This is a genomic window from Kiloniella laminariae DSM 19542, from assembly GCF_000374005.1.
Lineage (GTDB): Bacteria > Pseudomonadota > Alphaproteobacteria > Kiloniellales > Kiloniellaceae > Kiloniella > Kiloniella laminariae.
On record NZ_KB893134.1, the window covers coordinates 901,745 to 928,420 of the forward strand.

20 protein-coding genes are annotated in these 26,676 nt (G+C 51.8%); 16 read left to right on the forward strand and 4 right to left on the reverse strand.

Annotated features, from left to right (window positions below):
- Positions 1 to 392 precede the first annotated feature (392 nt).
- The 10 genes from B152_RS0104415 (at position 393) to rarD (ending at position 11,447) form a co-directional block, all read left to right on the forward strand.
- The gene (locus B152_RS0104415) at positions 393 to 1,775 is read left to right on the forward strand and encodes a VWA domain-containing protein (protein ID WP_020591179.1); all 1,383 of its coding nucleotides are present in this window, start codon (positions 393 to 395) and stop codon (positions 1,773 to 1,775) included.
- Positions 1,776 to 1,792: 17 nt separating this feature from the next.
- Complete coding sequence (locus B152_RS22500) at positions 1,793 to 2,389, forward strand: TadE/TadG family type IV pilus assembly protein (RefSeq protein WP_020591180.1); 597 nt, start codon at positions 1,793 to 1,795, stop codon at positions 2,387 to 2,389.
- Positions 2,383 to 3,009 carry a TadE/TadG family type IV pilus assembly protein gene (locus tag B152_RS0104425; protein WP_020591181.1) on the forward strand — a complete coding sequence of 209 codons (627 nt, stop codon included), beginning with the start codon at positions 2,383 to 2,385 and terminating at the stop codon, positions 3,007 to 3,009. The genes B152_RS22500 and B152_RS0104425 overlap by 7 nt, the downstream gene beginning before the upstream one ends.
- Positions 3,010 to 3,210: 201 nt before the next feature.
- Positions 3,211 to 4,149, forward strand: a complete 939-nt coding sequence (locus B152_RS22505; RefSeq protein ID WP_020591182.1) for a class I SAM-dependent methyltransferase — start codon at positions 3,211 to 3,213, stop codon at positions 4,147 to 4,149.
- 172 nt (positions 4,150 to 4,321) lie between these two features.
- Positions 4,322 to 4,447, forward strand: coding sequence for a type B 50S ribosomal protein L36 (gene ykgO / locus B152_RS25765; RefSeq protein WP_046503444.1), 126 nt, complete (start codon positions 4,322 to 4,324; stop codon positions 4,445 to 4,447).
- A 167-nt stretch (positions 4,448 to 4,614) separates the two neighbouring features.
- Positions 4,615 to 6,102 (forward strand): FAD-linked oxidase C-terminal domain-containing protein, encoded by a 1,488-nt coding sequence (locus B152_RS0104440; RefSeq protein WP_020591184.1) that lies wholly within the window; start codon positions 4,615 to 4,617, stop codon positions 6,100 to 6,102.
- 51 nt (positions 6,103 to 6,153) lie between these two features.
- Positions 6,154 to 7,365: an FAD-binding protein gene (locus B152_RS0104445; RefSeq protein ID WP_020591185.1), complete on the forward strand. Its 1,212-nt coding sequence runs from the start codon at positions 6,154 to 6,156 to the stop codon at positions 7,363 to 7,365.
- Positions 7,366 to 7,375: 10 nt separating this feature from the next.
- Entirely contained in the window at positions 7,376 to 8,674 is a 1,299-nt protein-coding gene (gene glcF / locus B152_RS0104450) for a glycolate oxidase subunit GlcF (protein ID WP_020591186.1), read from the forward strand.
- Between the two features lie 139 nt (positions 8,675 to 8,813).
- Positions 8,814 to 10,430, forward strand: coding sequence for a GMC family oxidoreductase (locus tag B152_RS0104455; protein ID WP_020591187.1), 1,617 nt, complete (start codon positions 8,814 to 8,816; stop codon positions 10,428 to 10,430).
- Positions 10,431 to 10,547: 117 nt separating this feature from the next.
- Positions 10,548 to 11,447, forward strand: a complete 900-nt coding sequence (rarD, locus tag B152_RS0104460) for an EamA family transporter RarD (RefSeq protein ID WP_020591188.1) — start codon at positions 10,548 to 10,550, stop codon at positions 11,445 to 11,447.
- A 136-nt stretch (positions 11,448 to 11,583) separates the two neighbouring features.
- Here the strand turns inward: rarD and B152_RS0104465 are convergent, their stop codons facing one another.
- Complete coding sequence (locus B152_RS0104465; RefSeq protein ID WP_020591189.1) at positions 11,584 to 12,873, reverse strand: glycerate kinase type-2 family protein; 1,290 nt, start codon at positions 12,871 to 12,873, stop codon at positions 11,584 to 11,586.
- A gap of 270 nt (positions 12,874 to 13,143) precedes the next feature.
- On the opposite strand from B152_RS0104465, the gene B152_RS22515 reads away from it, so the two are divergent.
- The 4 genes from B152_RS22515 (at position 13,144) to B152_RS0104485 (ending at position 15,958) form a co-directional block, all read left to right on the forward strand.
- A complete protein-coding gene (locus B152_RS22515) occupies positions 13,144 to 13,953 on the forward strand; it encodes an N-formylglutamate amidohydrolase (protein WP_020591190.1) in 810 nt (269 codons plus the stop codon).
- Positions 13,950 to 15,086, forward strand: coding sequence for a carboxylate-amine ligase (locus tag B152_RS0104475; protein ID WP_020591191.1), 1,137 nt, complete (start codon positions 13,950 to 13,952; stop codon positions 15,084 to 15,086). Before B152_RS22515 ends, B152_RS0104475 begins: the two co-directional genes overlap by 4 nt.
- 78 nt (positions 15,087 to 15,164) lie before the next feature.
- On the forward strand, positions 15,165 to 15,470 hold the full coding sequence (locus tag B152_RS0104480; RefSeq protein WP_026261280.1) for a DUF1244 domain-containing protein: 306 nt from the start codon (positions 15,165 to 15,167) through the stop codon (positions 15,468 to 15,470).
- A gap of 155 nt (positions 15,471 to 15,625) precedes the next feature.
- Positions 15,626 to 15,958 carry a GapR family DNA-binding domain-containing protein gene (locus B152_RS0104485; protein WP_020591193.1) on the forward strand — a complete coding sequence of 111 codons (333 nt, stop codon included), beginning with the start codon at positions 15,626 to 15,628 and terminating at the stop codon, positions 15,956 to 15,958.
- Between the two features lie 81 nt (positions 15,959 to 16,039).
- On the opposite strand, the gene B152_RS0104490 is transcribed toward B152_RS0104485, so the two are convergent.
- Positions 16,040 to 19,471, reverse strand: a complete 3,432-nt coding sequence (locus B152_RS0104490; protein ID WP_020591194.1) for an acyl-[ACP]--phospholipid O-acyltransferase — start codon at positions 19,469 to 19,471, stop codon at positions 16,040 to 16,042.
- Between the two features lie 308 nt (positions 19,472 to 19,779).
- Between B152_RS0104490 and B152_RS0104500 the strand changes: the two genes are divergently transcribed.
- A complete protein-coding gene (locus B152_RS0104500; RefSeq protein ID WP_026261283.1) occupies positions 19,780 to 21,399 on the forward strand; it encodes a BCCT family transporter in 1,620 nt (539 codons plus the stop codon).
- A 67-nt stretch (positions 21,400 to 21,466) separates the two neighbouring features.
- On the opposite strand, the gene B152_RS0104505 is transcribed toward B152_RS0104500, so the two are convergent.
- On the reverse strand, positions 21,467 to 23,257 hold the full coding sequence (locus B152_RS0104505) for an AMP-dependent synthetase/ligase (protein WP_033405750.1): 1,791 nt from the start codon (positions 23,255 to 23,257) through the stop codon (positions 21,467 to 21,469).
- Positions 23,258 to 23,432: 175 nt separating this feature from the next.
- Here B152_RS0104505 and B152_RS0104510 point away from each other — a divergent pair, with 175 nt between their 5' ends.
- Positions 23,433 to 25,238, forward strand: coding sequence for a M3 family oligoendopeptidase (locus B152_RS0104510; RefSeq protein WP_020591198.1), 1,806 nt, complete (start codon positions 23,433 to 23,435; stop codon positions 25,236 to 25,238).
- Between the two features lie 79 nt (positions 25,239 to 25,317).
- Here B152_RS0104510 and B152_RS0104515 read toward each other — a convergent pair whose 3' ends face one another.
- Positions 25,318 to 26,442 (reverse strand): PLP-dependent cysteine synthase family protein, encoded by a 1,125-nt coding sequence (locus B152_RS0104515; RefSeq protein ID WP_020591199.1) that lies wholly within the window; start codon positions 26,440 to 26,442, stop codon positions 25,318 to 25,320.
- Between the last annotated feature and the right edge of the window lie 234 nt (positions 26,443 to 26,676).

Here is a 26,676-nt window from a genome sequence, read left to right on the forward strand (position 1 = left end):
ATCCCTGATTGGCTTATACTAGCCTATTTACCGGGTTTATTTTACCGGGTTTTGTTGATGAAACCGGGAGTGTCAGCGTTCTTTGATCAGCGCCTGGCTAGGCAGTCTTAGGGTTTGAGCTACTTGGTAACACGGAAATAAAAAAATATGGAGGCCAGATTAAGTCACCTGCGAATCATGACTGTATTATTATAGGTTGTTGATAAATCTATTCTTCTGGAGATGGAGTTAAATTAGAGAAAATTTTACCTAATTTATTGTTGTTTTTTAAGGGGTTAAATTTAATTTTTTCTTAATTAATCAAGCGCATCCTGCAGATACCTCCAGGCAAGAAATGCCGGAAAAACCCCTATGGTTTTCCAGAGAGGGATAAAGGTGCGAGATGAGATGAGATGAGATCCGTTCCGGCAGCTGCCAGCAAAATTTTGGAGAACGTGGACAAGGCCCGAAGGCTTTTCCGGGCTTTTTGTGCCTGTGATCGCGGCGCCATTCTGGTTAATTTCGGTCTGATGGTTATTCCATTGGTTGGCATGGTCGGGCTTGGGGTTGATGCAGGTCGGGGATATGTTGTTAAAGCGCGCCTGAGCCAGGCTCTTGATGCAGCAGCTTTGGCATCAGCACCCTATGTGAATGACACAACCCGGCTCAAAGAAGAGTTTGAGAATTATTTTTACGCGAATTTCCCCAAAGATTTTATGGGTGCCGAAATTACACTCGGGACACCTGTAGTTGGCGCGCAGAAGACAAAGGTCAGTGTGACAGCCTCTGCGGTGGTCGGGACCACCTTGATGAATGTGCTGGGGATCGAAGACATGGAAGTTGCCGCCAGTGCCGAGGTAACCCGTCTGATTACGCCTCTGGATGTCGTGATTTCTATCGATACAACCGGGTCCATGGGATCTTCTGATGGTAGCGGAACCCGTCTGAGTTCGGCACGGGGCGCATCTCATCTGTTGATTGACAAGCTTTTTGGGGAAGAAACCGTCAGTGAAAATCTTCAAGTTGCACTGGTACCCTGGTCTGCTTCGGTCAATGTGGCCTATCGGGGGGTGTCCTATAATTCAGCTTTGAACCAGCAGATTGGCGGGCTTTGGTATACCAACAATTCACCAGTGCCCTTCAGGACAAGACCTGATAATGACTGGCAGGGGTGTTCCTATGCCCGCTATACGGATAATGGTGTGGCGGATGATGCTGATCATCTTCTTTATGATGCGTCCGTCGGCGGAGTGAACTGGAATTCCTGGGACCCTATGCCACGCAGAGTTGTCAATCCAGGCAATGGGTCTTTACAGACAGCAACCTGTCCTAGCTGGGGTATCTCGGCTTTGTCCGGAACAAAATCGACAACAACTTCGGCTGTTAATGCGCTGACATCACCAAATGGAACTACCAACATTGCTCAAGGGCTGGTTTGGAGTTGGCGTACTCTTATGCCAGGCAACCCCTTTAATGAAGCCAGCTCAAAAAGCAATCTGCGCCGAGCAATTGTCATTATGACGGATGGGATGAACACAACGTCTTACAGGGATGCCTACCGTGGACATCTCAATACTGGAGAAATGGATGATCGACTTGAGGCTGTCGCGGCGCAAGTCAAATCAAGCGGCGTTGATATCTACGTTGTGGAATATCATGTCGAAACCAATCTGATGAAAAGTGTTGCCAGCGCACCGACAGCTCCCTTTTATTTTCATGCAAGCAGTTCTGATGAGCTGGAAAAGGCATTTGACAAGATCGGGACGGAGCTCTCCGAGCTTCGGGTTTCGCGATGAAGAGGATGTGTCGAAACATGCTGATTGTCTGGAAGAACAGAGGCAAAAAATTATCTGGTTGTGACAGAGGAACAACCGCTTTGGAATTTGCTTTTGTCTTTCCGGTTTTCCTGACTTTCATTCTCGGGACGTTTGATCTCGCTGGAATAATGTTTGGGACGGCTTTGTTAGAGGGTGGGCTGCGCGAAGCGGCGCGCTACGGTATCACAGGCTATTCTTCGGGCGGAGGTGTCAGCCGGGAGCAGCAAATTCTGGACGTGCTCAATGCGCATGGGGCAGGATATGTCAAAATAACAGCAGATGAATTGAAAACGCTCGTTTATAAAAATTTCGACACGATCGGCGATCCTGAGCCTTTTGTCGATGCCAACGGCAACAGTAATTACGATGCCGGAGAGAGTTTTACTGATTTGAACTGCAACGGGAGCTGGGACGTCGATGCCGGCCTGAACGGTGCAGGGAGTGGCGGAGAAGTTGTGCTCTATACTGTTGAGCATGAAATGCAGCTGATTACAGGATATATGGCATCCCTGATTGGCGAAGATGGTAAATACACCCTTGCTGCCAGTGTTGCTGTCAGAAACGAGCCTTATGGCGGGGGGAGCTCGTGTTGATTCCTGCGCACAAACAGGAAAAGGGAAGGTTTACAACTCTTGTATCGCCTTTTCTCATGCGGTTTGGCCGTTGTGAGAGAGGTCTTGCTCTGGTCGAATTTGCCCTGATGCTGCCCATATTGCTGACCCTGCTGGCCGGTGTGATCGAGATGACTCGCTATATCTGGATCAACCACAAGATCCTGCGTCTGTCGGCTGAGGTGAACGATCTTGTCTCCCAGTCGCCGGGAATGTCGGCAAATGAGATGAATGTTATCTTTGAGGCTTCGGAGTTTGTTATGAGGCCTTTCGAGATGGGGAATGATTCTCTTATCATTGTTTCCTCTGTCAGTGGAACAGGAGCCAATCCTCCCCAGGTTAACTGGCGTCAGTGCGGCGCAGGTTCGCTCTCGGTTGCCGGCAGTGTCGGCTCGGCAGGAAGTGATGCAAATATACCTAATGGACTGGTGCTGGACCCTCTGGATAACATCATCATTACTGAAGTGTATTATGAATATAAACCCCTGATGTTTGACAGTGTGATCGAGCCGACCCGTTTGTCTCGTGTTGCTGTCCACAGCCCGAGAATACGTTCTCTGATCTCTATCCTGAGAGATGCCGGCCAATCTGATGGCTGTTGAAATAACTTTGTTAATCACCCCTCTGATTTTATCCCCGGGCAGCATGAAATTGGATCTCCTCATTTAAAGCGTGAAAAGAGCTTCCACACTTTTCCCGTGATGAAATTTGTTTTATAAATGAATTGCTCAGGAGAGCGGGGGAATTCTGTTGTCGGTCAAGTTGGTTTGCACTAGCCTTCGGGGATGAGGAACGGTACTTAAATGGCGAAGGCGTCAGGAACAGAGAGCAAAAAGGGGCAGATCTCGCTCCTGGATAGGCTGAAGGCCTGGTGGTACGGGTATGAGCTGCGGGTTGTTCCCAAAGCCCCTGTTATGCCCGCGATTAAGCAGCATGATGTTCGCGCAGATACACACCAGTGGGAAAATCTCAGAATTCAGCTTTTGCAGGATGTCTGGGGGGCAGGAAATTCTTCTCCAGGAGACGAAGAGTACATCCAGGAACTGATTAAACCTTTCGGCCTGGATCCCTCCAAAAATATTCTTGATATCGGGGCCGGGCTTGGTGGTGTCGGGCGGATCATGTCCAATACCTTTGGTGTCTGGGTTACAGCCATGGAACGTGGCCACGAGTTGGTGGAAGCCGGCATGGAGATATCGACCATGGCAGGGATGGCCAAAAAAGCCCCGGTTATGGCCTTCGATCCTGAAAAATTCGAATTTCGCCCCAAGTCATTTGACTGCATTTTTTCCAAGGAATCGTTTTATACGATTCAGAACAAGGAACAGTTTTTCAAGGATACCTGTCGTGCGCTAAAGGATGGGGGACAATTTTTGTTCACGGACTTTATCGCTTCTGATGATGCCGATCCGAAGGCTCTGGAAGCCTGGAAAAATGCAGAGGGTGTTCCGGTGCAAGTCTGGAGTTCGCTGGATTACGAAAAAGGGTTCACTGCGGGCAATGTGCAAAAGCGTGTTGCAGAAGATATTACCGACCGTTATCTGGAAATGGTCAAGCGCGGCTGGACGGAGTATCTCGGGCGCTTGAAGGCTGGTGGTACGGATAAAAAAATGGAAGAGGTTCTTGTCAGTGAGATGGAGCTCTGGGCGGAACGAACCGTTGCGCTGGAGTCCGGTGTGATTCGGCTCTACAGATTCCTTGCTATTCGCCAGTCCCAGACCCAGATGATGTCTGACTGGTAAGAAAAACAGCGAGAAAGACTCTTTTTGCTTTTTTTCCTCAGAAAAGTTGCGTATAGAAACGCTCAGTTTTCACACCGCTCGATCAGGCGGTTGACATCAATGAGGCCCTTGCATATTGTCCGGGCTTCTCGACGGCCCGGTCAGCGGGCACCATTTTGCCAAAGGTAGGACCATGAAAGTTGTAAACTCTCTGAAGACTGCCAAGCTGCGCGATAAGAACTGCCGTGTTGTTCGTCGTCGCGGCCGGGTTTATGTCATCAACAAGAAGAACCCTCGCTTCAAAGCACGCCAGGGCTAATCTTGTCGGCTCCGGCTTTGGTCGGGTCTGAAAAGAAAAAAACCGCCTCTCGAAAGAGAGAGCGGTTTTTTCTTTTTTGTCGCAATATATAAAGCTGATGCCCTTGTCTCGGGAAGGATTTTGGTTCAAACTGGTATACCAGTTTTTTGAGCTTCCGGAGAGTCCACATGCAGATGCCCGATCCAGACCAGAGTATTCTGGCCCGGCAAGAAGAGATTGCCCTGCATCTCGGAACAATTGTTGCGGGGGAGGGTGTTGTCACCAGTTCCCGGGAGCTGCGGGTTTACGAATCTGATGGTCTGACGGCCTATCGCCAACCTCCCCTGCTTGCGGTTCTCCCTGAAACCACGCAACAGGTAAGTGAAATCCTGGCTTATTGTCAGACAGAAGGCATCAAGGTTGTCCCGAGAGGATCAGGAACCTCTCTTTCAGGTGGGGCCTTGCCTCTGGCAGATGGTATCCTGCTTTGTATGGGCAAGTTCAACCGTGTGCTTGAGGTCGATTACGACAACCGTTGTGCGGTGGTCCAACCGGGGGTGACCAATCTGGGGATAACCAAAGCGGTTGAACAAGATGGCTTTTACTATGCGCCGGATCCCTCCAGCCAGATCGCCTGCTCTATTGGCGGGAATGTGGCTGAAAATGCTGGCGGTGTGCACTGCCTTAAATACGGATTGACGACAAACAATCTGCTGGGGATCGAGATGGTCTTGATCGACGGAACGATTTTACGGTTTGGCGGAAAGCATCTTGATAGCCCGGGGTATGATCTTCTGGGGCTTATGACCGGTTCAGAGGGGTTGCTTGGGGTTGTGACCGAAGTAACCGTCCGTATCTTGCCAAAGCCGGAAACAGCGCGCGCGCTTCTGTTGGGCTTCCCTTCTTCGGAACAGGCAGGTGATTGTGTTGCCGCGATTATTTCCGAAGGCATCATTCCTGGCGGTATGGAGATGATGGACAAGCCAGCAATTGAGGCGGCAGAGGCCTTTGTCCAGGCAGGATATCCGCTTGATGTTGAGGCCTTGCTGATTGTCGAGCTGGATGGCCCTCAAGCCGAGGTGGATTACCTTATTGAACGTGTGTCCGTTATTTCCGGAAACTGTGGTGCACAGACCAGCCGCACCAGCCAGAACGAAGAAGAGCGTCAGCTTTTCTGGGCTGGGCGCAAGGCCGCTTTTCCGGCGATCGGTCGTCTGTCGCCTGATTATTACTGTATGGATGGAACAATCCCGCGTAACAAGTTGCCCTATGTCCTTAAACGCATGCGGGAGATGAGCACAGATTACGGTTTGCGAGTTGCCAATGTTTTCCATGCAGGGGACGGTAATCTCCATCCTCTGATTATGTATGATGCGAATAATCCGGGTGAGTTGGAAAAAGCGGAAGACTTCGGGTCGGATATTCTCAGGCTCTGTGTCGAGGTTGGCGGGGTTCTGACAGGGGAACATGGTGTCGGTGTCGAAAAACGTGATCTGATGTCTGAGATGTTTACCGAGATCGACCTGAAGCAGCAGTTGAGGGTGAAGTGTGCTTTCGACAGCAAAGCGCTGCTCAACCCTGGGAAAGTTTTCCCGGAACTGCATCGCTGCGCAGAACTGGGGCGCATGCATATCCACAAGGGCAAGGTGCCATTTCCGGACATCCCGCGCTTCTGACCGCATCTGCGTAGCATCTGTTTTAACCCACGCCTTTTACAAGAGTACCTTATGAACAGCCTCAAACCCGAAAATGCTCAACAGCTTGAAGATGCCGTTAAGTGGGCACTCTCTTCCGGCACGACGCTGGAGGTTCTCGGTAGTGGAAGTAAGAGGGCTTTGGGGAGATCGATCGATTGCGCTTGTCAGCTTGATCTGTCGGGTTTGCAGGGTATCACCCTTTATGAACCGGCAGAGCTGGTGCTTTCTGCCCGGGCAGGAACACCTCTGCAGGAGATCCAGGAAACTCTGCAGGCGGAAAATCAATACCTCGCTTTTGAACCGCTGGATTATGGCCCCTTGCTGAGAGGGCAAAGTGATACCGGGACGCTTGGCGGAATGGTTGCGAGCAATCTTTCTGGCCCACGTCGTTTGAAAGCCGGGGCTGCTCGGGATCATTTCCTTGGTTTTTCTGCCGTTTCGGGTCGTGGGGAAACTTTCAAGTCCGGCGGGCGGGTCGTCAAAAATGTCACAGGTTATGACTTGATGAAGCTGTTGGCCGGATCTTTCGGGACACTTGCTGTCATGAGTGATGTTACCTTCAAGGTGTTGCCTGCGCCGCCGGAAGAGAAGAGTTATCTGCTTTACGGTTTGTCTGATGCAGAAGCATCTCGGGCTATGATCCTTGCCCTCAACAGTGCTTGTGAAGTCTCTTCGGTTGCCCATATACCTTCACCAACAGCTCGAACTCTGCAAGGCTGTGTCGGGGATAAATCAGTCACGGTTTTCCGGATGGAGGGGCATGCGCCTTCTGTACAGTACCGTCTGGAAAGACTGGAGCATTTGCTTGAGGCTTATGGCAAAGGCAGCATAACCGCTCCTGCAGAGAGCAAGGCACTCTGGGGCTGCTTAAGGGACGCTACACCTTTCCAGGGTGATGAAGGTAACTCAGGCTCTGTCTGGCGGGTATCAGTCTCCCCTGCTCAGGGGGGGCGTTATGTTGAAGCTTTAAAACTCGATCCGGAAGAATATTATTTTTATGACTGGGGTGGGGGCCTGATCTGGTTGTCTCTCAAGGGCGGTGACAATGCTGTCAGAGTCCGAGCCCCACTTGAGAAAATCTCCGGACATGCATCATTGGTTCGCGCTCCTGTGGATGCTCCAGACAGGGAAATTGCTACCCAACCCCTGGGCGTGGGAGAACATCTTTTGTTCCAACGGATAAAACAGAACTTTGACCCGGATGGTATTCTTAATCCCGGCCGGCTTTATGGCGATCTATAGGAGTTCCTGAATGCAAACAAACTTCTCGCTCGCCCAGCTTGCTGACCCCGCCATTGCCGAAGCCGAAGATATCTTGCGCAAATGTGTGCATTGCGGTTTCTGCACGGCAACCTGTCCTACTTACGTTCTGCTCGGCGATGAACTCGACAGCCCGAGGGGAAGAATCTATCTGATCAAGGGAATGCTGGAAGAAGACAAGCCAGCCACAGCTGATGTGGCAAAGCACCTTGACCGCTGTCTCTCCTGTCTTTCCTGCATGACGACCTGCCCTTCGGGGGTGAATTACATGCATCTGGTTGATCATGCCCGTACTCATGTCGAGGCAACTTTCCGTCGCCCTTGGCATGAACGGTTGCTACGCACTCTACTCGCTGGATTGATCCCGAGGCCTTTCTGGTTCCGGGGCGTCTTGAATATTGCTTCGATATTTGCGCCGTTTGTTCGTAATTTTTGCAAAGGTCGGCTTCGGGCCCTGCTTGACCTTGCTCCGAAGCACCTGCCCGCTGCCAGCGTGGTAGATCGACCGCAAACCTTTACCGCCAAGGGGGAGAGACGGGGAAGGGTTGCCCTGTTATCAGGCTGTGCACAAACTGTTCTGGCCCCTTCGATCAATGAAGCCACAGTGCGTTTGCTGACGCGCCTGGGGATCGAGGTGGTCATTGCCAAGGGGGTGAGCTGCTGTGGCTCTCTGGTCCATCATATGGGCAAGGAAGAGGCCGCAGAGCATCAGATCAAGCAGGCAATCACCGGGTGGATGGCCGAAGTAGATGGCCCTGGGCTGGATGCGATTATCACGAATGCTTCGGGTTGCGGGACAACGGTGAAAGACTACGGGTTTATGCTGCGCAACGAGCCTGACTGGTCCGTAAAGGCGGCTCGGGTCTCTGAACTGGCCTGTGATATTACGGAGTATCTTGAAACACTCGAGGGCTTTGAGCCTGCGGCAGATATTAAAACCCCGGCCCGGATTGTCGCCTATCATGCCCCCTGCTCGATCCAGCATGGTCAGAAAATCATCAAGCAACCCAAATCGTTGTTGAGTAAAGTCGGATTTGTGGTTCGCGATGTTCCAGAAGGGCATCTTTGCTGTGGCTCGGCAGGGACTTATAACATCATGCAGCCTGAACTTGCGAACAAGTTGCGGGATCGCAAGGTACGAAATATTGAGAGCCTGCAGCCAGATATCATTGCGACAGGGAATATCGGGTGTCAGTGCCAGATTTCCGGGGGAACCGATCTTCCTGTGGTTCATACTGTTGAACTGCTTGACTGGGCCACGGGCGGGCCGAAGCCTTCTGGCCTGAACTAGGGACGAAATTTTTTATGCTCTTAAGCAGGCACAAAAAAAAGCAGGGGAGGTGGGTGGTTTAATTCATTTGTCACTTAGGCTGACCTGATTTTTACTGCTCGCAAGATTACCAGCAACAGTACCTTGGTTTATACCTGATATGGATCAGTTTGATTTTATCGTTGTCGGCGCAGGTTCTGCCGGTTGTGTTTTGGCGGACCGTCTCAGCGAAAATGGCCGCTACAATGTCCTTGTGCTTGAGGCCGGGGGATCTGATCGCAGGTTCTGGGTCAAGGTACCAATCGGTTATGGGCGAACCTTTTTTGATCCTTCTGTGAACTGGCAATACGAAACTGAAGTAGACACCGGCTTGAATGGCCGAACCAGTTATTGGCCCCGGGGCAAGGTTCTTGGCGGCTCCAGTTCGATCAACGCCATGGTTTATGTTCGGGGCCTGCCGGAAGATTACCAGGACTGGCGGGATCTGGGGAATATCGGATGGGGATGGGATGATGTCCTGCCTGCGTTTAAGCGGTCGGAACGCTTTATCGGGCGTGACGGACAGCAACGGGGCGACGGTAAGCTCCATGTTACTGACCCCTACAATGAAATGCACCCGCTGAAACATTTTTACATGAGGGCGGCAAAAGAGATGTCGCTTCCGATCTGTGACGATATGAACGGAGATGATCCTGAAGGGGCTGGGTTTTTCCAGATTACCACGCGAAACGGCTTTCGTTGTTCTTCTGCAGATGCGTTTTTGCGCCCGGCTTTGAAGCGGAAAAATGTTCAGCTGATCACTGGTGCGACTGTGTCTCGTGTCCTCTTTGAAGGAAAGCGGGCTGTGGGGGTTACTTACCGGAAAGATGGCAGACTGTGCCGCGTACTGGCCCAAAGAGAAGTCATCCTCAGCGGAGGCGCGATCAATACACCCAAAATCCTGCAGCTCTCGGGGATTGGTCCCGGGGCTCTTCTGCAGCGGCATGGTATCGATGTCTTGCATGATAAATCAGCCGTTGGTCAAAACCTTCAGGATCACCTCGGGATCAATTATTATTACAAGTCTCGGGTCCCGACTTTGAACGATGAACTTTATCCCTGGTGGGGAAAGCTCTGGGCCGGGATGAAGTATGTTCTGTTGCGTAAGGGGCCTTTGAGTCTCAGCGTAAATCAGGGCGGCGGTTTTGTTAAAACCCGGCCGGATTTGGCCCGCGCCAATGTGCAGCTCTATTTTAACCCGGTAACCTATACGACAGCACCAGCTGGAACCCGCCCCTTGATGAACCCGGATCCCTATTCCGGCTTTATTATCGCGCATCAACCGTGTCGTCCAACCAGCAGAGGTCACCTGGAAATACGGTCGCGTGATCCAGAGGACGCGCCGCTTATTCATCCGAATTATCTCTCGACCAATGAAGATATTGAGAATGTGATTGAAGGCGGGCATCTGATACGGGAATTGATGAACACGCCAAGCATCCGGGATCTCGTCACCGAGGTGATTGAACCCGATTTGCGCAAGATGTCCGATACGGAAATTGTTGATGATTTTCGGGAAAGAGGGGGGTCGAATTTCCATCCCGTTAGTACCTGTATGATGGGTCCGGACGAAACCACTGCTGTGGTTGATAACCGCCTCAAGATATATGGGGTCGAGGGACTGAGAGTCGTCGATGCCTCTGTCTTCCCGACAGTGACTTCCGGCAATACCAACGCGCCTTCGATTATGGTCGGGCAACGCGGAGCGGATTTTATTTTGTCTGACGCACTGGCGTAATGAGGATTTTTCAACCTCCGCATATTTTATAAAATAATTGTATCCACATGCTTTCAGACTGTCCAAAGCGGAGGAGGGCGCGTAGTCTGCCTGCTTGTTCTGCTTGAGGAATAGGCAATGACGCGCGACCAACTTCACGGGTTTTATCTGGCTTTGACGGCCTATCTCTGGTGGGGTTTATCCCCGCTCTATTTCAGGATGGTCAGTGCGGCAGACCCACAGGAGGTTCTGAGCCACCGGGTGATTTGGTCTGTTGTCTTGTTGGCTGTGATATTGAGTTTGCGAGGGAAGTGGCCCCAGGTTCGGGAAACTTTCAGCTCCCCCAAAATCTGGGGGTGGCTCCTGCTGAGTGCATTGTTGGTGTCCACCAACTGGCTGATTTTTATCTGGTCGATTTCAGTGGACCGTCTGGTTGAGTCCAGCCTTGGGTATTACATCAACCCCTTGGTGAATGTGTTGTTGGGGGTACTGGTTTTAAAAGAAAAGCTCAGGCTGTTGCAAGGAGCTGCGGTGGTCCTCGCCGCGGTTGCTGTAGCGTTTCTTGCTTTTCAGGGCGGACAGTTCCCCTGGATCGCCCTGACGCTTGCTTTTACTTTCGGAATCTATGGTCTCATCCGTAAACGCCTGCCCGTTGGTGCGCAAGACGGCCTTTTTGTCGAGACGGTGATGCTGGCCCCCGTGGCGATCGGCTTCCTGGTCTGGAGTTCGGTCAAGGGAGAAGCAGCTTTTCTGTCGGTCAGTTGGGATCTGGATTTATTACTCGTCCTTGCCGGAGCGGTCACAACCCTTCCTCTGGTCTGCTTTGCCGCTGCGGCTAGACGTCTGAATTATTCGACGATTGGCATGATCCAGTATGTATCACCAACTGTGAATCTTCTGATCGCGGTTTTCCTCTTTGGTGAAGTTTTTACCTGGGTCCACGCGGTTACCTTCGGCTTGATCTGGCTGGCTGTTCTGCTCTTTAGCTGCCAGTCTTTGATGGAAATGAAGCGGGTAAAAAAACAGGTCGCTCTCTAGAGCACTTTCGAAAAAATTTGAATCACTTAACGCTGTCTGAAATCAGGAATTTCAACGCGTTAAGTGATAAAGTATGGTGTAGGTATTTCGAGAAGTGCTGTAGGCGACCTGTTCGGGGTGTTTTTGTGATATCAGGTCAGGCTTGCTTCGGCAGGATCAGGATTGCTCTGAAATCGTTGACGTTGGTCAGGGTCGGGCCAGTCATAACCAGGTCCCCGATGCTTTCAAAGAAGCCGTAGCCGTCATTGTTTGCCAGTCGGGCCTTGGCATCGGTCCCGACTTTGGTCGCACGCTCGAGTGTGTCCGGTGTCATGATGGCTCCGGCGTTATCTTCGCTGCCATCAATCCCGTCGGTATCGCAGGCGATGGCATAGATATCTGCTGTGCCATCCAGTTCGACGGCCAAGGCCAGAAGGAATTCGGCGTTGCGTCCTCCACGCCCGTTGCCGCGAACTGTAACCGTGGTCTCGCCGCCGGATAGCAGAACGCAAGGTGCTTGGGCGGGCTGTCCATGATTGGCAACCTGACNGGCAATCCCTGCCATGACCTTGGCGACTTCGCGGGATTCCCCTTCAAGGGAATCCCCAAGAATGACCGGAGTGATACCATGGGAGCGGGCGACTTCTGCTGCAGCTTCCAGCGAGGCCTGGGGGCGGGAGATCATATGCATGGAGCAGTTGTTGAAACAGGGATCTCCGGGTTTCGGGGTTTCCCCCTCTCCGCGGTTGATATGGGCCTGAATAGCGGGTGGCGGAGTGATGCTGTATTTTTCCAGAATCGCCCGGGTGTCGGCAAAAGTCGTTGGGTCGGGGACGGTCGGGCCAGAGGCGATAACATCCGGGTCATCGCCGGGAACATCGGAAATCAACAGGCTGACTACCCGCGCTGGTGCGGCGGCTGCGGCCAACTGCCCTCCTTTTACCGCCGAGAGATGTTTGCGGACGGTATTCATTTCAGAAATGTTGGCCCCTGATTTGAGCAGAGCTTTGTTCAGGGCCTGTTTGTCTTCAAGCGAGACGCCCTCAACAGGTAAGGCGAGAAGGGCGGAACCGCCGCCGGAGATTAAACAGAGAACCAGATCATCATTGTTTAGCCCTTGAACCTTTTCGAAGATGCGCTGGGCAGCCTGTCTTCCTGCGGCATCTGGTACTGGGTGTGCTGCTTCGACGACTTCAATGCGGCTGCATTTTTCGCCCTCGGGAAGGTCGTGATCGTAACGCGTGACAACCAGACCATCAATCGGACCTTCCCAGTTTTCCTCAACTGCTTTGGCCATTGCGGCTGCGGCTTTTCCTGCGCCAATAACAATGGTGCGACCTTTGGGAGGAGAAGGAAGAAAACCGGGAACAGCCAGTCGGGGATTGGCGGCATCAAGGCCAGCCTGAAACAGGTCACGAAGAAGCTGTCTGGGATTGGTGTCACGCATCAATAAGGCCCTCGTATGGGATGATCTGCTTATTTGGTGACCTTTTATGAAAAGATTGTAAAGCCTTCGTCAAGCCAACCGACTGAAAATTTCTAGGGTCTGGCGCTGAAACGAAAGATCTGGTCGGTCTTTGCCTTACCTGCTAGAAAGTCCGGCACAGGTTCTTTGCCATTTACGCACCACTTTGTGTGAGCATCTTGGTATCTTGCCTGAATACGATTATATGTTATTGGCCACTCTAGCGATGAGTGCGTGCCTAAAGATCCGAAGATGAAAGTACCTGTAGAAAAGATGAGTATCCAGCTTCTGGCTCCGGACGAGCCGGCCCCGGTTGAAATAATCAATCCGGATTCAGAAAATCCGTTTTTGTTCCTCTGTGATCATGCAACGGCTTTCATTCCGAGATCTCTGGAAGGTCTGGGGGTGGAAGAGCACCACATGAAACGTCACGTTGCTTATGATATCGGCATCAAAGGGGTGACAGAAGGCCTGGCGGCCCATTTTGGATCTAGGGCAATCCTTAGCAATTTTTCCCGTTTGATTGTTGATCCCAATCGCAAGCTTGAGAGTGAAGCCCTGATACCCGTGGTCAGTGATGGCTGTGTCGTTCCATGGAACAAGGATCTCTCTCCGGCAGATCGTCAGGCGCGGCTGGATACATTTTACTGGCCTTACCAGAACATGATCACCAAAACCATTGAGGGCATGCTCGAAAAGGGGCAAGTCCCGGTCATTCTTTCCATGCACAGTATGACCCATGAAATGGCCGGTGTGCCACGTCCCTGGCCAATAGCAGTTCTGTGGAATCAGGACCCGCGCCTGGCGCAGCCTTTTATGACAAAGGTCAGAGACATGGGAATTCTCTGTGGGGATAATGAACCCTATTCAGGACGCGATGGTCATGGTTATACTATGGCAGCCCATGCTGATTTACGTGGGTTGCCCAATATCCTGATTGAGGTACGCCAGGATTTGATCGCAGATCAAAGCGGTATCGCAAAGTGGACAGATGTTTTGGTCAATGCCTTTGAGGGCGTTCTGCAGTACCCGGCACTGAAAGAGGTCAGACGCTACGCATGATCAAAAACGATCCGAGCTTTTCCATTGGTATCGAAGAAGAATACTGGCTGGTTGACAAGTCATCACGCGATCTGGTCAGAGAGCCGCCCAAAGGGTTAATGGAAAAATGCAAGGATCGGCTGGGCTCACGGGTGTCGCCCGAGTTCATGCAGTGCCAGATCGAAATAGGTACCTCCAAGTGTGACACGATATCTACAGCAGGGAAGGAACTGGCAGAGCTGCGCTCAACCCTGGCAGAGATTTGTGCGGGATATGGTCTGGCTATTATCTCTGCCTCGACCCATCCTTTCGCGACCTGGTCAACGCAGAAACATACGCCCAGACAGCGTTATGACGCCTTTGCCGAGAAAATGCAGGGTGTTGTACGTCGTTTGCTGATTTGTGGCATGCATGTACACGTTGGGCTGGATGATGACGAATTACGCAATGATCTGATGGGGCAGGTCAGTTATTTCCTGCCGCATATGCTGGCCCTGACGACTTCGTCACCCTTTTGGCACGGTAAGAATACGGGACTTAAATCCTATCGTCTGTCCGTGTTCAAAGAATTGCCAAGATCAGGGTTGCCGGAACGTTTTGACAGCTATGGCGAATATCAACGCAACCTTGATATTATGGTCAATGCCGGAATAATCCAGGACGCCAGTATGGTCTGGTGGGACGTCCGGCCGTCGGTGCGGTTTCCGACGCTTGAAATGCGGATTGCTGACAGCTGCACAAATCTTAAGGACACGCTTTGTGTCGCAGCCTTTTATGCAAGCCTTTTGCGCCTGCTTTATAGCCTCAAGCGCAAGAATCAACGCTGGAGAATCTATAGTAATCTGCTTATCGAGGAAAATCGTTGGCGTGCCCAACGTTATGGCACGGATGAAGGGCTGATTGATCTGGGGCGTGGCGAGGTCGTGCCCTATGGCGAATTACTGGAAGAGCTTCTTGGCATGCTGGAAGAACACGCTGTGGCGCTGGGCTGCCGGGATGAACTGTTCCACGCCCGGACAATCCTGTCGCGGGGCTCCAGTGCGCACCAGCAGGTTGCAGTCTATGATAAGGCTCTTGCTGCTGGTGATGCTAACGAAGAGGCTTTGTGCAGGGTCGTGGACTTCCTGATTGAAGAAACCCTCGCTGGGCTATAAGACAGAGGTAAATGATACAGACTTGGTGATTTTCCTGTGGGGGAAGCGCCGATTTGGTTTTCTGTGCTGGGAATGGGAATGAAGACTATGGATAAACAAACCGAGCTTGAACTGGAGGCAGCGGCCTTCCGTCGTCTGGTCGCACATCTGCAAGAACGTAGCGATGTACAGAATATAGACATGATGAATCTCGCCGGATTTTGCCGGAACTGTTTATCCAAGTGGTTTATGGCGGCTGCAGAAGAAAAGGGTGAAGCTGTCAATTACGACCAGGCCAGAGAACGGGTTTATGGTATGCCTTATGAAGACTGGAAAAAGCTGCATCAGCAGGAAGCCTCAAAAGAGCAGATAGCGGCTTTTGAAAAAAATAAACCGTCCCACTGATCTCTTCTTGCTATCAGGGACTTGGTCACCGCTTCTTGTGTCTTATCGGTGAAATAGAGGCCGGGGGATCTTCTCAGGCATTGCCAAGTCCGGACCAGACAGGTAATTTCCGCCTCAACTTATATCTCCAGAATGTATGACAAGGGATCTTGTGCATGAGCGACTTTGAATCCGATTTTGATGAAAACGTTTCTGACAACAGCTTTGATAGCGATGTCAGCAGTTCAGACGCTGCACCGGTTCCAGGAGAGATTGCTGGCGTAACCGCAGATCGCCTGCGCGGATTTATCGAACGCATCGAGCGTCTGGAAGAAGAGAAAAAAGGTCTTTCCGACGACATCAAGGAAATCTATGCCGAATCCAAATCACTGGGATTCGATACCAAGATCATGCGCAAGATTGTTTCCCTGCGGAAACTGGAAACCCAGGAACGTATGGAGCAGGAAGAGCTGATCGAGGTTTACAAACATGCGCTCGGTATGGGCTGATCAAGAGATCCCAACTGCCAAAAAGCCAAACAAGAAACGGGCCGTCGTTTGCGACGGCCCGTTTCTTGTTTTATGGGAAGCTCAGCCCGCTGTGTCTGGAGTCAGCTGTTGTTGCAGGCTCTGATAGTCGGTCTTGCCAGTACCGAGAACAGGGAGTTTATCGAGAACTTCCACTTCGCGGGGGATCATCAGTTCGCTGATGCCCTGTTCCTGGGCCATGGCGAGCAGGATGGATCGGGTTGCCTTCGGGCAATCGGTGGCGAGGATCAACTGTTCGCCCTTACGCGCATCCGGTCGGGTGATAACGGCGTGCTGAAAGCCCGGCCAGATTTTGCTGGCAAGATCTTCGGCAGCGGTGAGCGAGACCATTTCCCCTGCGATTTTGGCAAAGCGTTTGGCCCGGCCTTTGATCGAGATGAAGTCGTCCTCGTCCAGTGCAACGATGTCGCCTGTATCGTACCAGCCATCTTCAGGGGGCTGGAGTTCGCCGGGCGCGTCAGAGCGCAGATAACCCTTCATGATGTTTGGCCCTTTTACAAAAAGCCGTCCACCGTCCGTAATGCCGGGCACCTCTTCAAGACGAATTTCCAGTCCAGGAAGGAAACGCCCGACTGTTCCGGCTTTGAACTGGAGCGGGGTATTGGTCGAAAGCACAGGCGAGGTTTCTGTCGCGCCATAGCCTTCGAGAATGCGCAATCCGAATTTGTCCGCCCAGGTTTTGCGGGTGCTTTCCTTGACCTTCTCTGCCCCGGCGAAGATATAGCGGATTGAGTAAAAGTCATAGGGGTGGGCGACGCGGGCGTAACCGGACAGGAAGGTATCCGTGCCAAAAATAATGGTGGCGTTACAGTCGTAAACCAGGGCGGGGACAATCCGGTAATGCAGGGGGGAGGGGTAGAGAAAGCTCTTGATCCCGGAAAGAACCGGCAGGATCAGCCCACCAGTCAGGCCAAAGGAATGAAAGACCGGAAGGGCGTTGAAAACCGTATCGGTGGAGTTGAAATCGATTACCGAGGCAAGCTGATGACGGTTGGACAGGAGGTTGCCATGGCTGAGCATAACACCCTTGGGCACACCTTCTGAACCGGAGGTGAAGAGGACGACAGCTGCATCGTCAAAAGAAGGGGCGAGCTTGCGGTGTACCAGGCGGGCGAAGGTGCCTTTTATTGCGCCTGCCAGCTTGTCGAGAAGGGTTACCTCCTGTTTGATGTCTTCGAGGTAGATCAGCTTACACTGGGTTCCCAGCGCCTCTGCCAATTGGTCGAGGCGTCCCAGTTCGATGAAACGGCGCGAGGTAATAATTGTTTTGATCTTACCCGTGCTACAGCAGGACAGCAGGTTTTTCTCGCCCATGGTGAAGTTGAGCATGGCTGCAATCCGACCCTGGGATTGTAGAGCAAAAAAGGCCGCAGTAGTTGCGCAGGAATTGGGCAGGAGCAGACCAACAATTTCCTGGTGATTGGTGAAGGCGGTAAATTTCTTGCCCAGGACAAAGCTGGCAGTGATCAATTTGTCATAGCTGAGCGGGCTGCGTTCGACGTCTTCCACGACCTTGCAGTCGCCGCCGTGAATGTCGCGGGCATCAAGCAGGGCATTGAACAGTCCGCCGCTTAGATGGCTCGATACAAACGCGGTTTCGCTCATGACATCATGCAGTTCCCGGCCAATGGCAGCCCGGCGGTCTCGGCCTTTGATTTCCTCATCCAAGTTGATGCGGCGGGGTGGGNGGATAGTGATTGTGATTTTTGGAAACCAGCGGCGGCGAACTTTCCCTTTCAGGCGGGAGAAGGTGCTGTACTGGGCGCCTTCGATATGGACGGGCAGCAAAGGTGCATCGGCGTGATCCGCGATCATCCCCGGGCCTTCATAGATTTTCATCATCCCGCCAGTGACCGTAATCCTGCCTTCGGGAAAAATCACGCAGCGTTTGCCATCTTTCACGACCCGGATCATGGTCTTTGTTGCCATGGGATTGGTCGGATCAATCGGGTAGGCATCTACCACAGCCAGGAAGGGCTTGACCCACCAGCGCTGGGCAATGTGGGTGTCGACGGCAAAAGTCGAGCGACCAGGAAGGAAAGAGGCGAGCAGAATCCCATCAAGAAAGGAGACATGATTGACCACGATGACGGCTTTGGGACCAAGGTCATCCATGTTCTCAGCGCCCTTGACCTCAACACGGAAGCAGAGCTTGAGCAAAATACGGAACAACAGCTTCATCGGCGCTTCGGGCAAAAGTGTGCAGATATAGAAAACGATTGGCAGGTTGAGCAGGCCGATAATCAGAAAGACCTGGGGAATGTTTACTCCCATGCTGAAGAGGCCGAGTGTGACGATTGCTGAGGCAACCATAAAGAGCGAGTTGAGGATGTTGTTGCTGGCAACGTTCCTGGCGCGGTGACTTTCCTGGCTCTCGCTCTGGAGGATGGCATAGAGGGGGACAATATAGATACCGCCGCTGATGGAAATCAGCAGAAGGTCAACCAAGACCCGCAATCGGGTGGGGCTGGTAAAAAATTCTTCCAGACCGATCAGTGTGGATTGAGCGGGAGCAATACCTGAACTGGCGGCAAAAAGATCAAAGGTAAAAAGCGAGAGTCCAATGGCACCGAAGGGAACATAGCGCGCGGAAAGCTCGCCTTTTAAAAGTTTGTTACACAGCAAAGAGCCAATGGCGATGCCAACAGAAAAGACAGTCAGAAACAGGGTGACAATATATTCGTCCCCGCCAATGACGACCTTGGCAAAATTGGGGAACTGGGTGAGGAAGGTGGCCCCGATCAGCCAGAACCAGGAAATGCCCAGAATCGAAAGGAACACCGGGCGATTGCCTGCACTGTGTTTGATCAGGTTCCAGGTTTCCCCGACAAAATTAGGATTGATCTTAAGATCGGGAACGCCTGCTTCGGCTCTGGGGATGCCATAGGAAGTAATGGCGCCGATGACGGCCAGAGAAATGATCAGCACAGAGATCATGACGCTGCCATTGTCGGTCAAGATGATGATGCCACCGATAATCGTCCCGATGAGGATGGAGAGAAAGGTGCCTGCTTCAATCAGGCCGTTGGCGCCGATCAGTTCTTCTTCTTTCATGTGGTCCGGAAGGATGCCGTATTTAAGGGGGCCGAAGAAAGTGGACTGGCTGCCCATCAGAAAGAGAACCAGCATCAGATAGTTTGGTGCTTCGGTGATAAAACCAATGGCTGCAAGCCCCATGATCGGGATTTCACAAATCTTGATAATGCGGATCAGGCGGGATTTTTCATACTTGTCGGCCAGCTGCCCTGCGAAAGCTGAGAAAAGAAAGAAGGGCAGAATAAAAAGGCCAGCAGCAAGGGTGACCATAACCTGGGCATTGGTATTGGTATTTGCTGCAACCTGATAGGTGATCAGAATAACCAGAGCGTTTTTGAAGACGTTGTCATTCAGTGCGCCCAAGGCCTGGGTCAGGAAAAGCGGCAGGAAGCGCCTGCTCTTCAAGAGATGTAAAAGATTGTTATTTTCCTGCGACATGGCTTTCTTCCCCCGGTGTATCCTGTGTCGGCATCATGCCTCAAAGACAGGATGAGTGGAACAGCTTGATTGTGTTTCTTAATTTAATAAGTGAGTAATCACTCATATAAGATTTTTGTTCTTTCTGTCAAGTCATCCCTTCCGGAGCGTGGTCTTTGCCAAATTTGTTCATATGCGACCAGAAAACGATAAAAGTGACATTCTGGTCGGGAATGACAGCTAGGGCGTCGTAAATCATCATAAGAAATCTGCCTGCATCGCCATTATACCCTTGGCCCAATCCGGGCCCTTTGAGGGAGGGTATAAAAATGAGAGCCAAGTCAGGCTTCCTGAAAGGCCTGAACCCGACCATGGCAATCTGGTCGAAGTTCCTGGTCTTCGCTTTGGTGATTTTGGCGTTTGTCGCGACCAAAGACGTGGGAGATTTTTTTACGGGGATCAATGGTTTCCTCGTCGGTACCATGAAATGGTATTATCTGGGCATTGTTGCCTGTTTTCTGTTCTTTGTTGTATGGCTGCTGTTCAGTCGTTACGGGAACCTGCGTTTGGGCAAGGATAGTGACCGTCCTGAATTCAGCTATTTTTCCTGGTTTGCCATGCTGTTTGGTGCCGGTATGGGAATTGGCCTGGTTTTCTGGTCTATTGCCGAGCCGATCTATCACTTTCAGTCCAATCCCTTTATTACAGCGGAAATGTCGCAATCACCAGAAGCGGCTCAAGTCGCCATGCGCATTACCCTGTTTCACTGGGGACTGCACCCCTGGGCGATCTATGTTATCGTTGGTTTGACACTGGCTTATTTTGCCTATCGAAAAGATCTGCCTCTGACGATCCGTTCATCGCTTTATCCCCTGATCGGGGAGCGGATCTATGGTCCTCTGGGACATATCGCTGACTTGCTGGCGGTCTACGGCACGGTGTTTGGTGTTGCAACGTCCCTGGGGCTTGGTGTGCAGCAGATGGCCACTGGCCTTTACGAGATCACAGGCTGGTCTTTCTGGGTTACCGAAACGGTTGTGGATGGCGTTACCAAAGTTGAGCCAGCCCTTACTGCAATGATGCTGCTGATTGCTGTGGTCTCAACATTGGCAACTGTATCTGTTGTTTCCGGTGTCGGGCGGGGGGTCAAAATCCTGTCTGAAGTCAATCTCTGGCTTTCCATCGCTATTCTGGCCTTTTTCTTTGCCTTTGGTCCCACACGTTATCTGCTTGGTGCCTTCTTGCAGAACATCGGCGATTATCTGGGGCAGGTGGTGCCGCTTAGTCTCTGGACCAACGCCAATGATGAAACCAGTAAATGGCAGGGTGGCTGGACCGCTTTCTACTGGGGCTGGTGGATTTCCTGGGCGCCTTTTGTCGGTATGTTTATCGCGCGGATTTCCCGTGGACGAACCATTCGGGAATTTATCCTCGGGGTTCTGCTGGTGCCGACATTGCTGGGGGCAGTCTGGTTGACGGCCTTTGGTGGTACAGCCTTGCATATCGAATTGTTCGGGGATGGCGGGATCGTCGAAGCCGTCAGTGCTGATCTGACATCGGCACTTTATGTGACCATAGACAAGATGAATGCAGGCTTTATCGGAACCCTTGCCTCCATCGTTGCGACACTTTTGATCGCGACTTACTTCATAACCTCTTCGGACTCGGGGACACTGGTGGTGAATACCCTTCTGTCGATGGGGGATGAAGAGCCACCCACAGTTCACCGTGTGATCTGGGGACTCGGCGAAGGTTTTGTCGCGGCGGCTTTGTTGTATGTCGGCGGGCTCGAGGCCTTGCAGGCTGCGGCAATTGCAGCGGCGCTTCCTTTCTCGATCATCATGATTTTTATGATGATCGGTCTGGTCAAGGCACTTCGACAAGAGGACCTGGGGCAGGCTTATGCCCTGAGTGGCGAAAAAGTCCGGGGCAGCCTGGACGGCCGTTAAAAATGAAAACGGCTCCGAAAAATCGGAGCCGTTTTTTTATCAAGTGCTTTTTCTCACAAGGCTGGTTTTATAGAGATTTGCGATAGAGACCCTCTATTTCCTCGGCATAGCTTTCAATTATTTTATGCCGGCGAATTTTTAAAGTCGGCGTCATCATGGTGTTGTCGATGGTGAAGGCTTCCCGGGCGATGATAAATTTTCTGATTTTTTCCAACGGCGAAAGCTGTCGGTTGATCTGGTCAATAGCTTTGGCGATGGAGATCTTCAAAGAGGCGTTGTCATAGACCGATGCCAGAACGCCGGGGATCTTGTTGGCTTCACCCCAGCGGTCAAGAAACTCTTCATCAGGTACAATGATGGCAACAAGATGGGCCCGTTTGTTACCGTAAACCATTGCCTGATTGATTGCGGAATGGAGGGTCAGCAGACTCTCAATTCTGGCCGGAGAAATGTTGTCACCGCCGGAAAGAACGATGATGTCTTTTTTCCGATCAGTAATCTTGAGGCGGCCCTCTGAATCAAACTCGCCGATATCACCGGTATGCAACCAACCTTCTTTGATTGTTGCGGCCGTGTTGCGGGGATCTTTCCAGTAACCGGACATCAGCAACTCGCCCGAGACCAGAATTTCATTTTCTTCGCCCAGCTTGACCTCCACACCCTTGAGGGGAGAACCAACGGTTGCCATGTCAATTTTTCCCGGACGGTTCACGGCAATAACCGGGGCGGCTTCGGTCTGTCCATAGCCTTGCAGGACCGGAAGACCAAGAGCATGGAAAAACAGGCCGATATCCTCGTTCAAGGCCGCGCCGCCGGAGACCATGGCTTTGAGACGTCCGCCAAAGCGTTGACGAAGTTTGTTCCTGACCAGCTTTTCGAGAAGGGAGTCCAGTATCCGCTCAAGCGGGGAAAGGCTGCCACCAGAGTGGTATTTTTTCCGACCCAGCGCCTCGGCCTTGTAGAAAAGCTTCTGTTTGAGAGGTTTTTCTTTTTCCAGACCGCGCGTGATCCGGATATGCATGGTTTCATACAGGCGCGGAACAGCTGTCATGATGGTCGGTTTAACTTCAGCAAGATTGCGCAACAGGTGCTCTGCACCTTCGCCGTAATAGATCTGTGCCCCCAGTAGCAACGGGAAAAACTGCCCGGCACTGTGTTCATAGGCATGAGACAGGGGAAGAAACGACAGGAAGGTTTCCTCACCCAGTCCAAGGTCTTCGAGAACATCCCAAGCCCCTTCACAATTGCAAAGGATCGCACCATGGCTCAGCATGACGCCCTTTGGTGCCCCGCCAGTGCCGGATGTGTAGATGATGCAGGCCAGATCTGTTCTGCTCAGCTCATCTGCTATATCGGGAGTGGTGCCTTTTTCTTGCTCTCCCTCAGAAATCAGCTTGTCCCAGCTGTGAATTGGCAAGGCACTTTCCTGCCCCTGACCAAAACGTTCCATACCAATAGCCCAACGACATTCGGACGCATCGATGGCCGCGGGAATGGCCTTCTGAGCCAAAGAAGAAGTGGAAACGATAATCCCTGTGGCCCCGGAGTGGCCGAGGACGTATTGATGATCAAGCGTATTATTGGTGGTATAAGCAGGCACGGTGATGCCACCTGCAGCCATAATCGCCAAATCAGCTATAAACCACTCGGGTCTGTTTTCCGAAACGAGAACAACACGTTCTCCCTTTTCCAGCCCCAGCGTTTTCAGGCTATGAGCCAGAGCGGATACACGCCGGGCGGTTTCTGACCAGCTGACCGAGGTATAAACTTTGTTTTCCTTGAACCAGAGAAAGGGTAACTCACCACGTTCTTTTGCCTGTTCATAGAAAAGACTGACGAGATTTTTTGCCTTAGGCATTGTTTTTTGTTGCTGCATTGTCCCCGATGGCCTTTTGCCTGTATCTTAGCCTTAGTAGCATTATTTTCCCTCTGGTTTGAACTTTTTTATCTTGTTTTTGCCAAAGGGCTCATACGTTTATAGGGCAACCAATTTTATTATTGCTGACCGTCTCTGACGGAACGAGAGGACTTTTATGACTGAAGCTGCCCACCCGAAAGATGTCGTTGATGAAAAGCTGGGCACCCTCCCGGCCTGGAATCTGGCTGACCTCTATCCCGGTCCCGATTCTGCCGAGCTGGAAAATGACTTGTCCGCTCTGGAAGCAAAGGCGGTTTCTTATAAAAAGACTTACGCCGGGACGCTCCCAAAGTTGGCGGGCGACAAGTTTTGTCGCGCAATTGAAGAATACGAGCAGCTTCAGGAGATCATGGGCAAGGTTATGAGTTATGCCTATCTGGTTTATGCTGGCGACATGAGCGATCCCGGGATTGGAAAGTTCTTTCAGTCCATGCAAGAACGCATTACGGCAATCTCTACCCATACCCTGTTTTTTTCACTCGAGCTGAACAAGCTTGATGATGCTGTTCTGCAGGAGAAAATCGAAAGCGGGTGTCTGAGGGAATACGAACCCTGGATCCGGGATCTTCGTGCCCAAAAAGATTATCAGCTTTCAGATGATCTCGAAGAACTCTTGCTCGAAAAACGCGTTTCCGGCAGATCTGCCTGGGTGCGCCTGTTCGATGAAACAATGGCAGCCCTTCGTTTCCCCTTTGGTAGTGGTGATTTGGGGTCAGCAGAAATTCTCAACAAACTCAGTCATCGCGATCCGGCGGTTCGGCAAGAGGCAGCCCAGTCACTGGGCAAGGTTCTTGGGCAAAACAAACGGCTTTTTGCGCATATCACCAATACGCTGGCCAAGGACAAGGAAACTGAAGACCTGTGGCGCGGCTTTGCCCGCCCCGTTTCTTCGCGGAATCTGGCGAACGTCGTTGAAGATGACGTGGTTGAGGCATTGGTGAGTTCCGTAACCAGCTCTTATGGTAACCTTTCCCACCGTTATTACAAACTCAAGGCCAAGTGGTTCGGGGTGGAGCAACTGCCTTACTGGGATCGTAATGCACCCCTGCCGGATGACGATGACACGGTCATCCCCTGGGAACAGGCGCGCGATACCGTCCTGACGGCCTATGCCGGGTTTTCTCCCGAACTTGCAGCCGTCGGGAAACAGTTTTTTGACAATCCCTGGATTGATGCTCCAGTCAGACCCGGAAAAGCACCAGGAGCTTTTGCGCATCCAGTCGTCCCCTCAGCCCATCCTTATCTTCTGGTGAACTATCAGGGACGGACCCGGGATGTTATGACACTGGCCCACGAACTGGGGCATGGAGTCCATCAGGTGCTGGCCGGATCCCAGGGACTTCTGAAAGCTGATACCCCGTTGACCCTGGCGGAAACAGCTTCGGTTTTTGGCGAAATGCTGACATTCCAGTCTTTGTTGAAACAGCAGGATGATCCCAACAAACGCCGGATCATGCTGGCCTCAAAGGTCGAGGACATGCTCAACACTGTCGTTCGACAGATCTCCATGCATCAGTTTGAGACACGGGTTCACGATGAGCGCCGCAAGGGGGAGTTGCTGCCAGAGCAGCTGGGTGAAATCTGGATGGACTGTCAAAAAGAAGGTTTGGGATCAGCCATTCGGTTTGAAGAGGAATACGCAAATTACTGGTCTTACATTCCGCACTTCGTTCACTCACCCTTTTATGTCTATGCCTATGCCTTCGGAGATTGTCTGGTGAACTCGCTTTATGCGGTTTACCAGCAGAGTGAAGCAGGCTTTGCCGAAAAGTATCTTGAAATGCTCTCCGCCGGGGGCAGCAAGCGCCATCAGGAACTGTTAGCCCCCTTTGGTCTGGATGCCAGCGATCCGAATTTCTGGAAACAGGGGCTGAAAGTGGTGTCCGGGTTTATCGACCAGCTTGAAGCCATGGAAAGCTAAGTCGTTCTTGCAATATATGCTGCCTAAACAAACAGCCCGGAATGAATGGTCATTCCGGGCTGTTTGTTTAGGGGGCGGATCACTCCGCGAGAGAATAGCTTCCGCAATCAAGGAACTGGCGTAGGCGTTTCAGCTCTGGTTCAATCAGCAGGTTTTGTTCCTGCCGCCAGCTCTCGCTGTAATAGGTATCCAGATAACGATCCCCTGAATCACAGATCAGGGTGACAATGCTGCCCTGTTCGTTGCGACTTTTCATTTCGGACATCAGATGAAAGGCACCGCAGAGGTTGGTCCCGGTTGAGGCGCCGCATTTGCGCCCCAGCAACTCTTCCAGCAGATGAATGGCCGCAATCGAGGCGGCATCCGGTACCCGGATCATCCGATCTATTACAGAAGGAACAAATGAAGGTTCAACCCGGGGGCGGCCAATTCCTTCGATCCGGGAGCCACGGGGACCTGTCAGACTTGCATCGCCCGACTTGAAGTAGTCGAGAAACACCGAGTGCTCAGGGTCAACAATGCAGAGCTTGGTATTGGTGGTGCAGTTGCTTTCATAACGGATGTAACGTCCGATGGTGGCCGAGGTGCCCCCGGTACCCGCACTGGCGACAACCCATTGCGGATCGGGATAGTCTTCCAGGGCCATCTGGGAAAAAATCGACTGGGCGATATTGTTGTTGCCCCGCCAGTCCGTGGCCCGTTCGGCATAGGTGAACTGGTCCATGTAATGGCCGCCCAGTTCATCTGCCAGTCGCTGGGATTCCCCATAGATATCTTTGGGTTCAACCAGATGGCATTCGCCACCATAAAATTCAATCAGGGCAATTTTGCCCTTGGCGGTGGTTTTGGGGACCACAGCAATAAACCGTAACCCCAGAAGCCGGGCAAAGTAGGCTTCTGATATCGCAGTGCTGCCGGAAGAAGCTTCGACGATCGGTGTGTCCTTGCAGATCCAGCCATTACAGAGGGCATAGAGAAACAGCGACCTTGCCAGACGGTGTTTTAAACTGCCTGTGGGGTGGGTTGACTCATCTTTGAAATAGAGTTCGACACCGTGGCAGCTGTCGAGGTTCAGTTTGATCAGATGGGTGTCTGAAGAACGGTTGTAATCGGCTTCAATTTTTCTGACAGCCTCTCGAACCCATTGTCTTTTTTCTGCATCGCGCATTTTTGTCCATCCGGTCTGGCTCAGGGTATGTATCATCCAGCTATCCTATCATGAGTGAACAGCTGTCTGTTTTGATTGTGGTTTCGAGTTTATAAAGTCTGTCCCGGGCTATTTTATCTCAAAAATATGCCTAGAATGAAATTGATTTGGGAAAATATCCCAAAAAGGGTCATGGAGACATAATTCAGGAATCACAACCGGGTACATGGGCTGGAACTGGGAGGAGCGATACACCATATAGTTATAATCGAAAGTTGAGATCGACAGATA

Coding starts and splice junctions, on each gene's coding strand:
- B152_RS0104415 (WP_020591179.1), top strand. CDS start 393: ATGAGATCCGTTCCGGCAGCTGCCAGCAAAATTTTGGAGAACGTGGAC.
- B152_RS22500 (WP_020591180.1), top strand. CDS start 1,793: ATGCTGATTGTCTGGAAGAACAGAGGCAAAAAATTATCTGGTTGTGAC.
- B152_RS22505 (WP_020591182.1), top strand. CDS start 3,211: ATGGCGAAGGCGTCAGGAACAGAGAGCAAAAAGGGGCAGATCTCGCTC.
- ykgO (WP_046503444.1), top strand. CDS start 4,322: ATGAAAGTTGTAAACTCTCTGAAGACTGCCAAGCTGCGCGATAAGAAC.
- B152_RS0104440 (WP_020591184.1), top strand. CDS start 4,615: ATGCAGATGCCCGATCCAGACCAGAGTATTCTGGCCCGGCAAGAAGAG.
- B152_RS0104445 (WP_020591185.1), top strand. CDS start 6,154: ATGAACAGCCTCAAACCCGAAAATGCTCAACAGCTTGAAGATGCCGTT.
- glcF (WP_020591186.1), top strand. CDS start 7,376: ATGCAAACAAACTTCTCGCTCGCCCAGCTTGCTGACCCCGCCATTGCC.
- B152_RS0104455 (WP_020591187.1), top strand. CDS start 8,814: ATGGATCAGTTTGATTTTATCGTTGTCGGCGCAGGTTCTGCCGGTTGT.
- rarD (WP_020591188.1), top strand. CDS start 10,548: ATGACGCGCGACCAACTTCACGGGTTTTATCTGGCTTTGACGGCCTAT.
- B152_RS22515 (WP_020591190.1), top strand. CDS start 13,144: ATGAAAGTACCTGTAGAAAAGATGAGTATCCAGCTTCTGGCTCCGGAC.
- B152_RS0104475 (WP_020591191.1), top strand. CDS start 13,950: ATGATCAAAAACGATCCGAGCTTTTCCATTGGTATCGAAGAAGAATAC.
- B152_RS0104480 (WP_026261280.1), top strand. CDS start 15,165: ATGAAGACTATGGATAAACAAACCGAGCTTGAACTGGAGGCAGCGGCC.
- B152_RS0104485 (WP_020591193.1), top strand. CDS start 15,626: ATGAGCGACTTTGAATCCGATTTTGATGAAAACGTTTCTGACAACAGC.
- B152_RS0104500 (WP_026261283.1), top strand. CDS start 19,780: ATGAGAGCCAAGTCAGGCTTCCTGAAAGGCCTGAACCCGACCATGGCA.
- B152_RS0104505 (WP_033405750.1), bottom strand. CDS start 23,257: ATGCCTAAGGCAAAAAATCTCGTCAGTCTTTTCTATGAACAGGCAAAA.
- B152_RS0104510 (WP_020591198.1), top strand. CDS start 23,433: ATGACTGAAGCTGCCCACCCGAAAGATGTCGTTGATGAAAAGCTGGGC.
- B152_RS0104515 (WP_020591199.1), bottom strand. CDS start 26,442: ATGATACATACCCTGAGCCAGACCGGATGGACAAAAATGCGCGATGCA.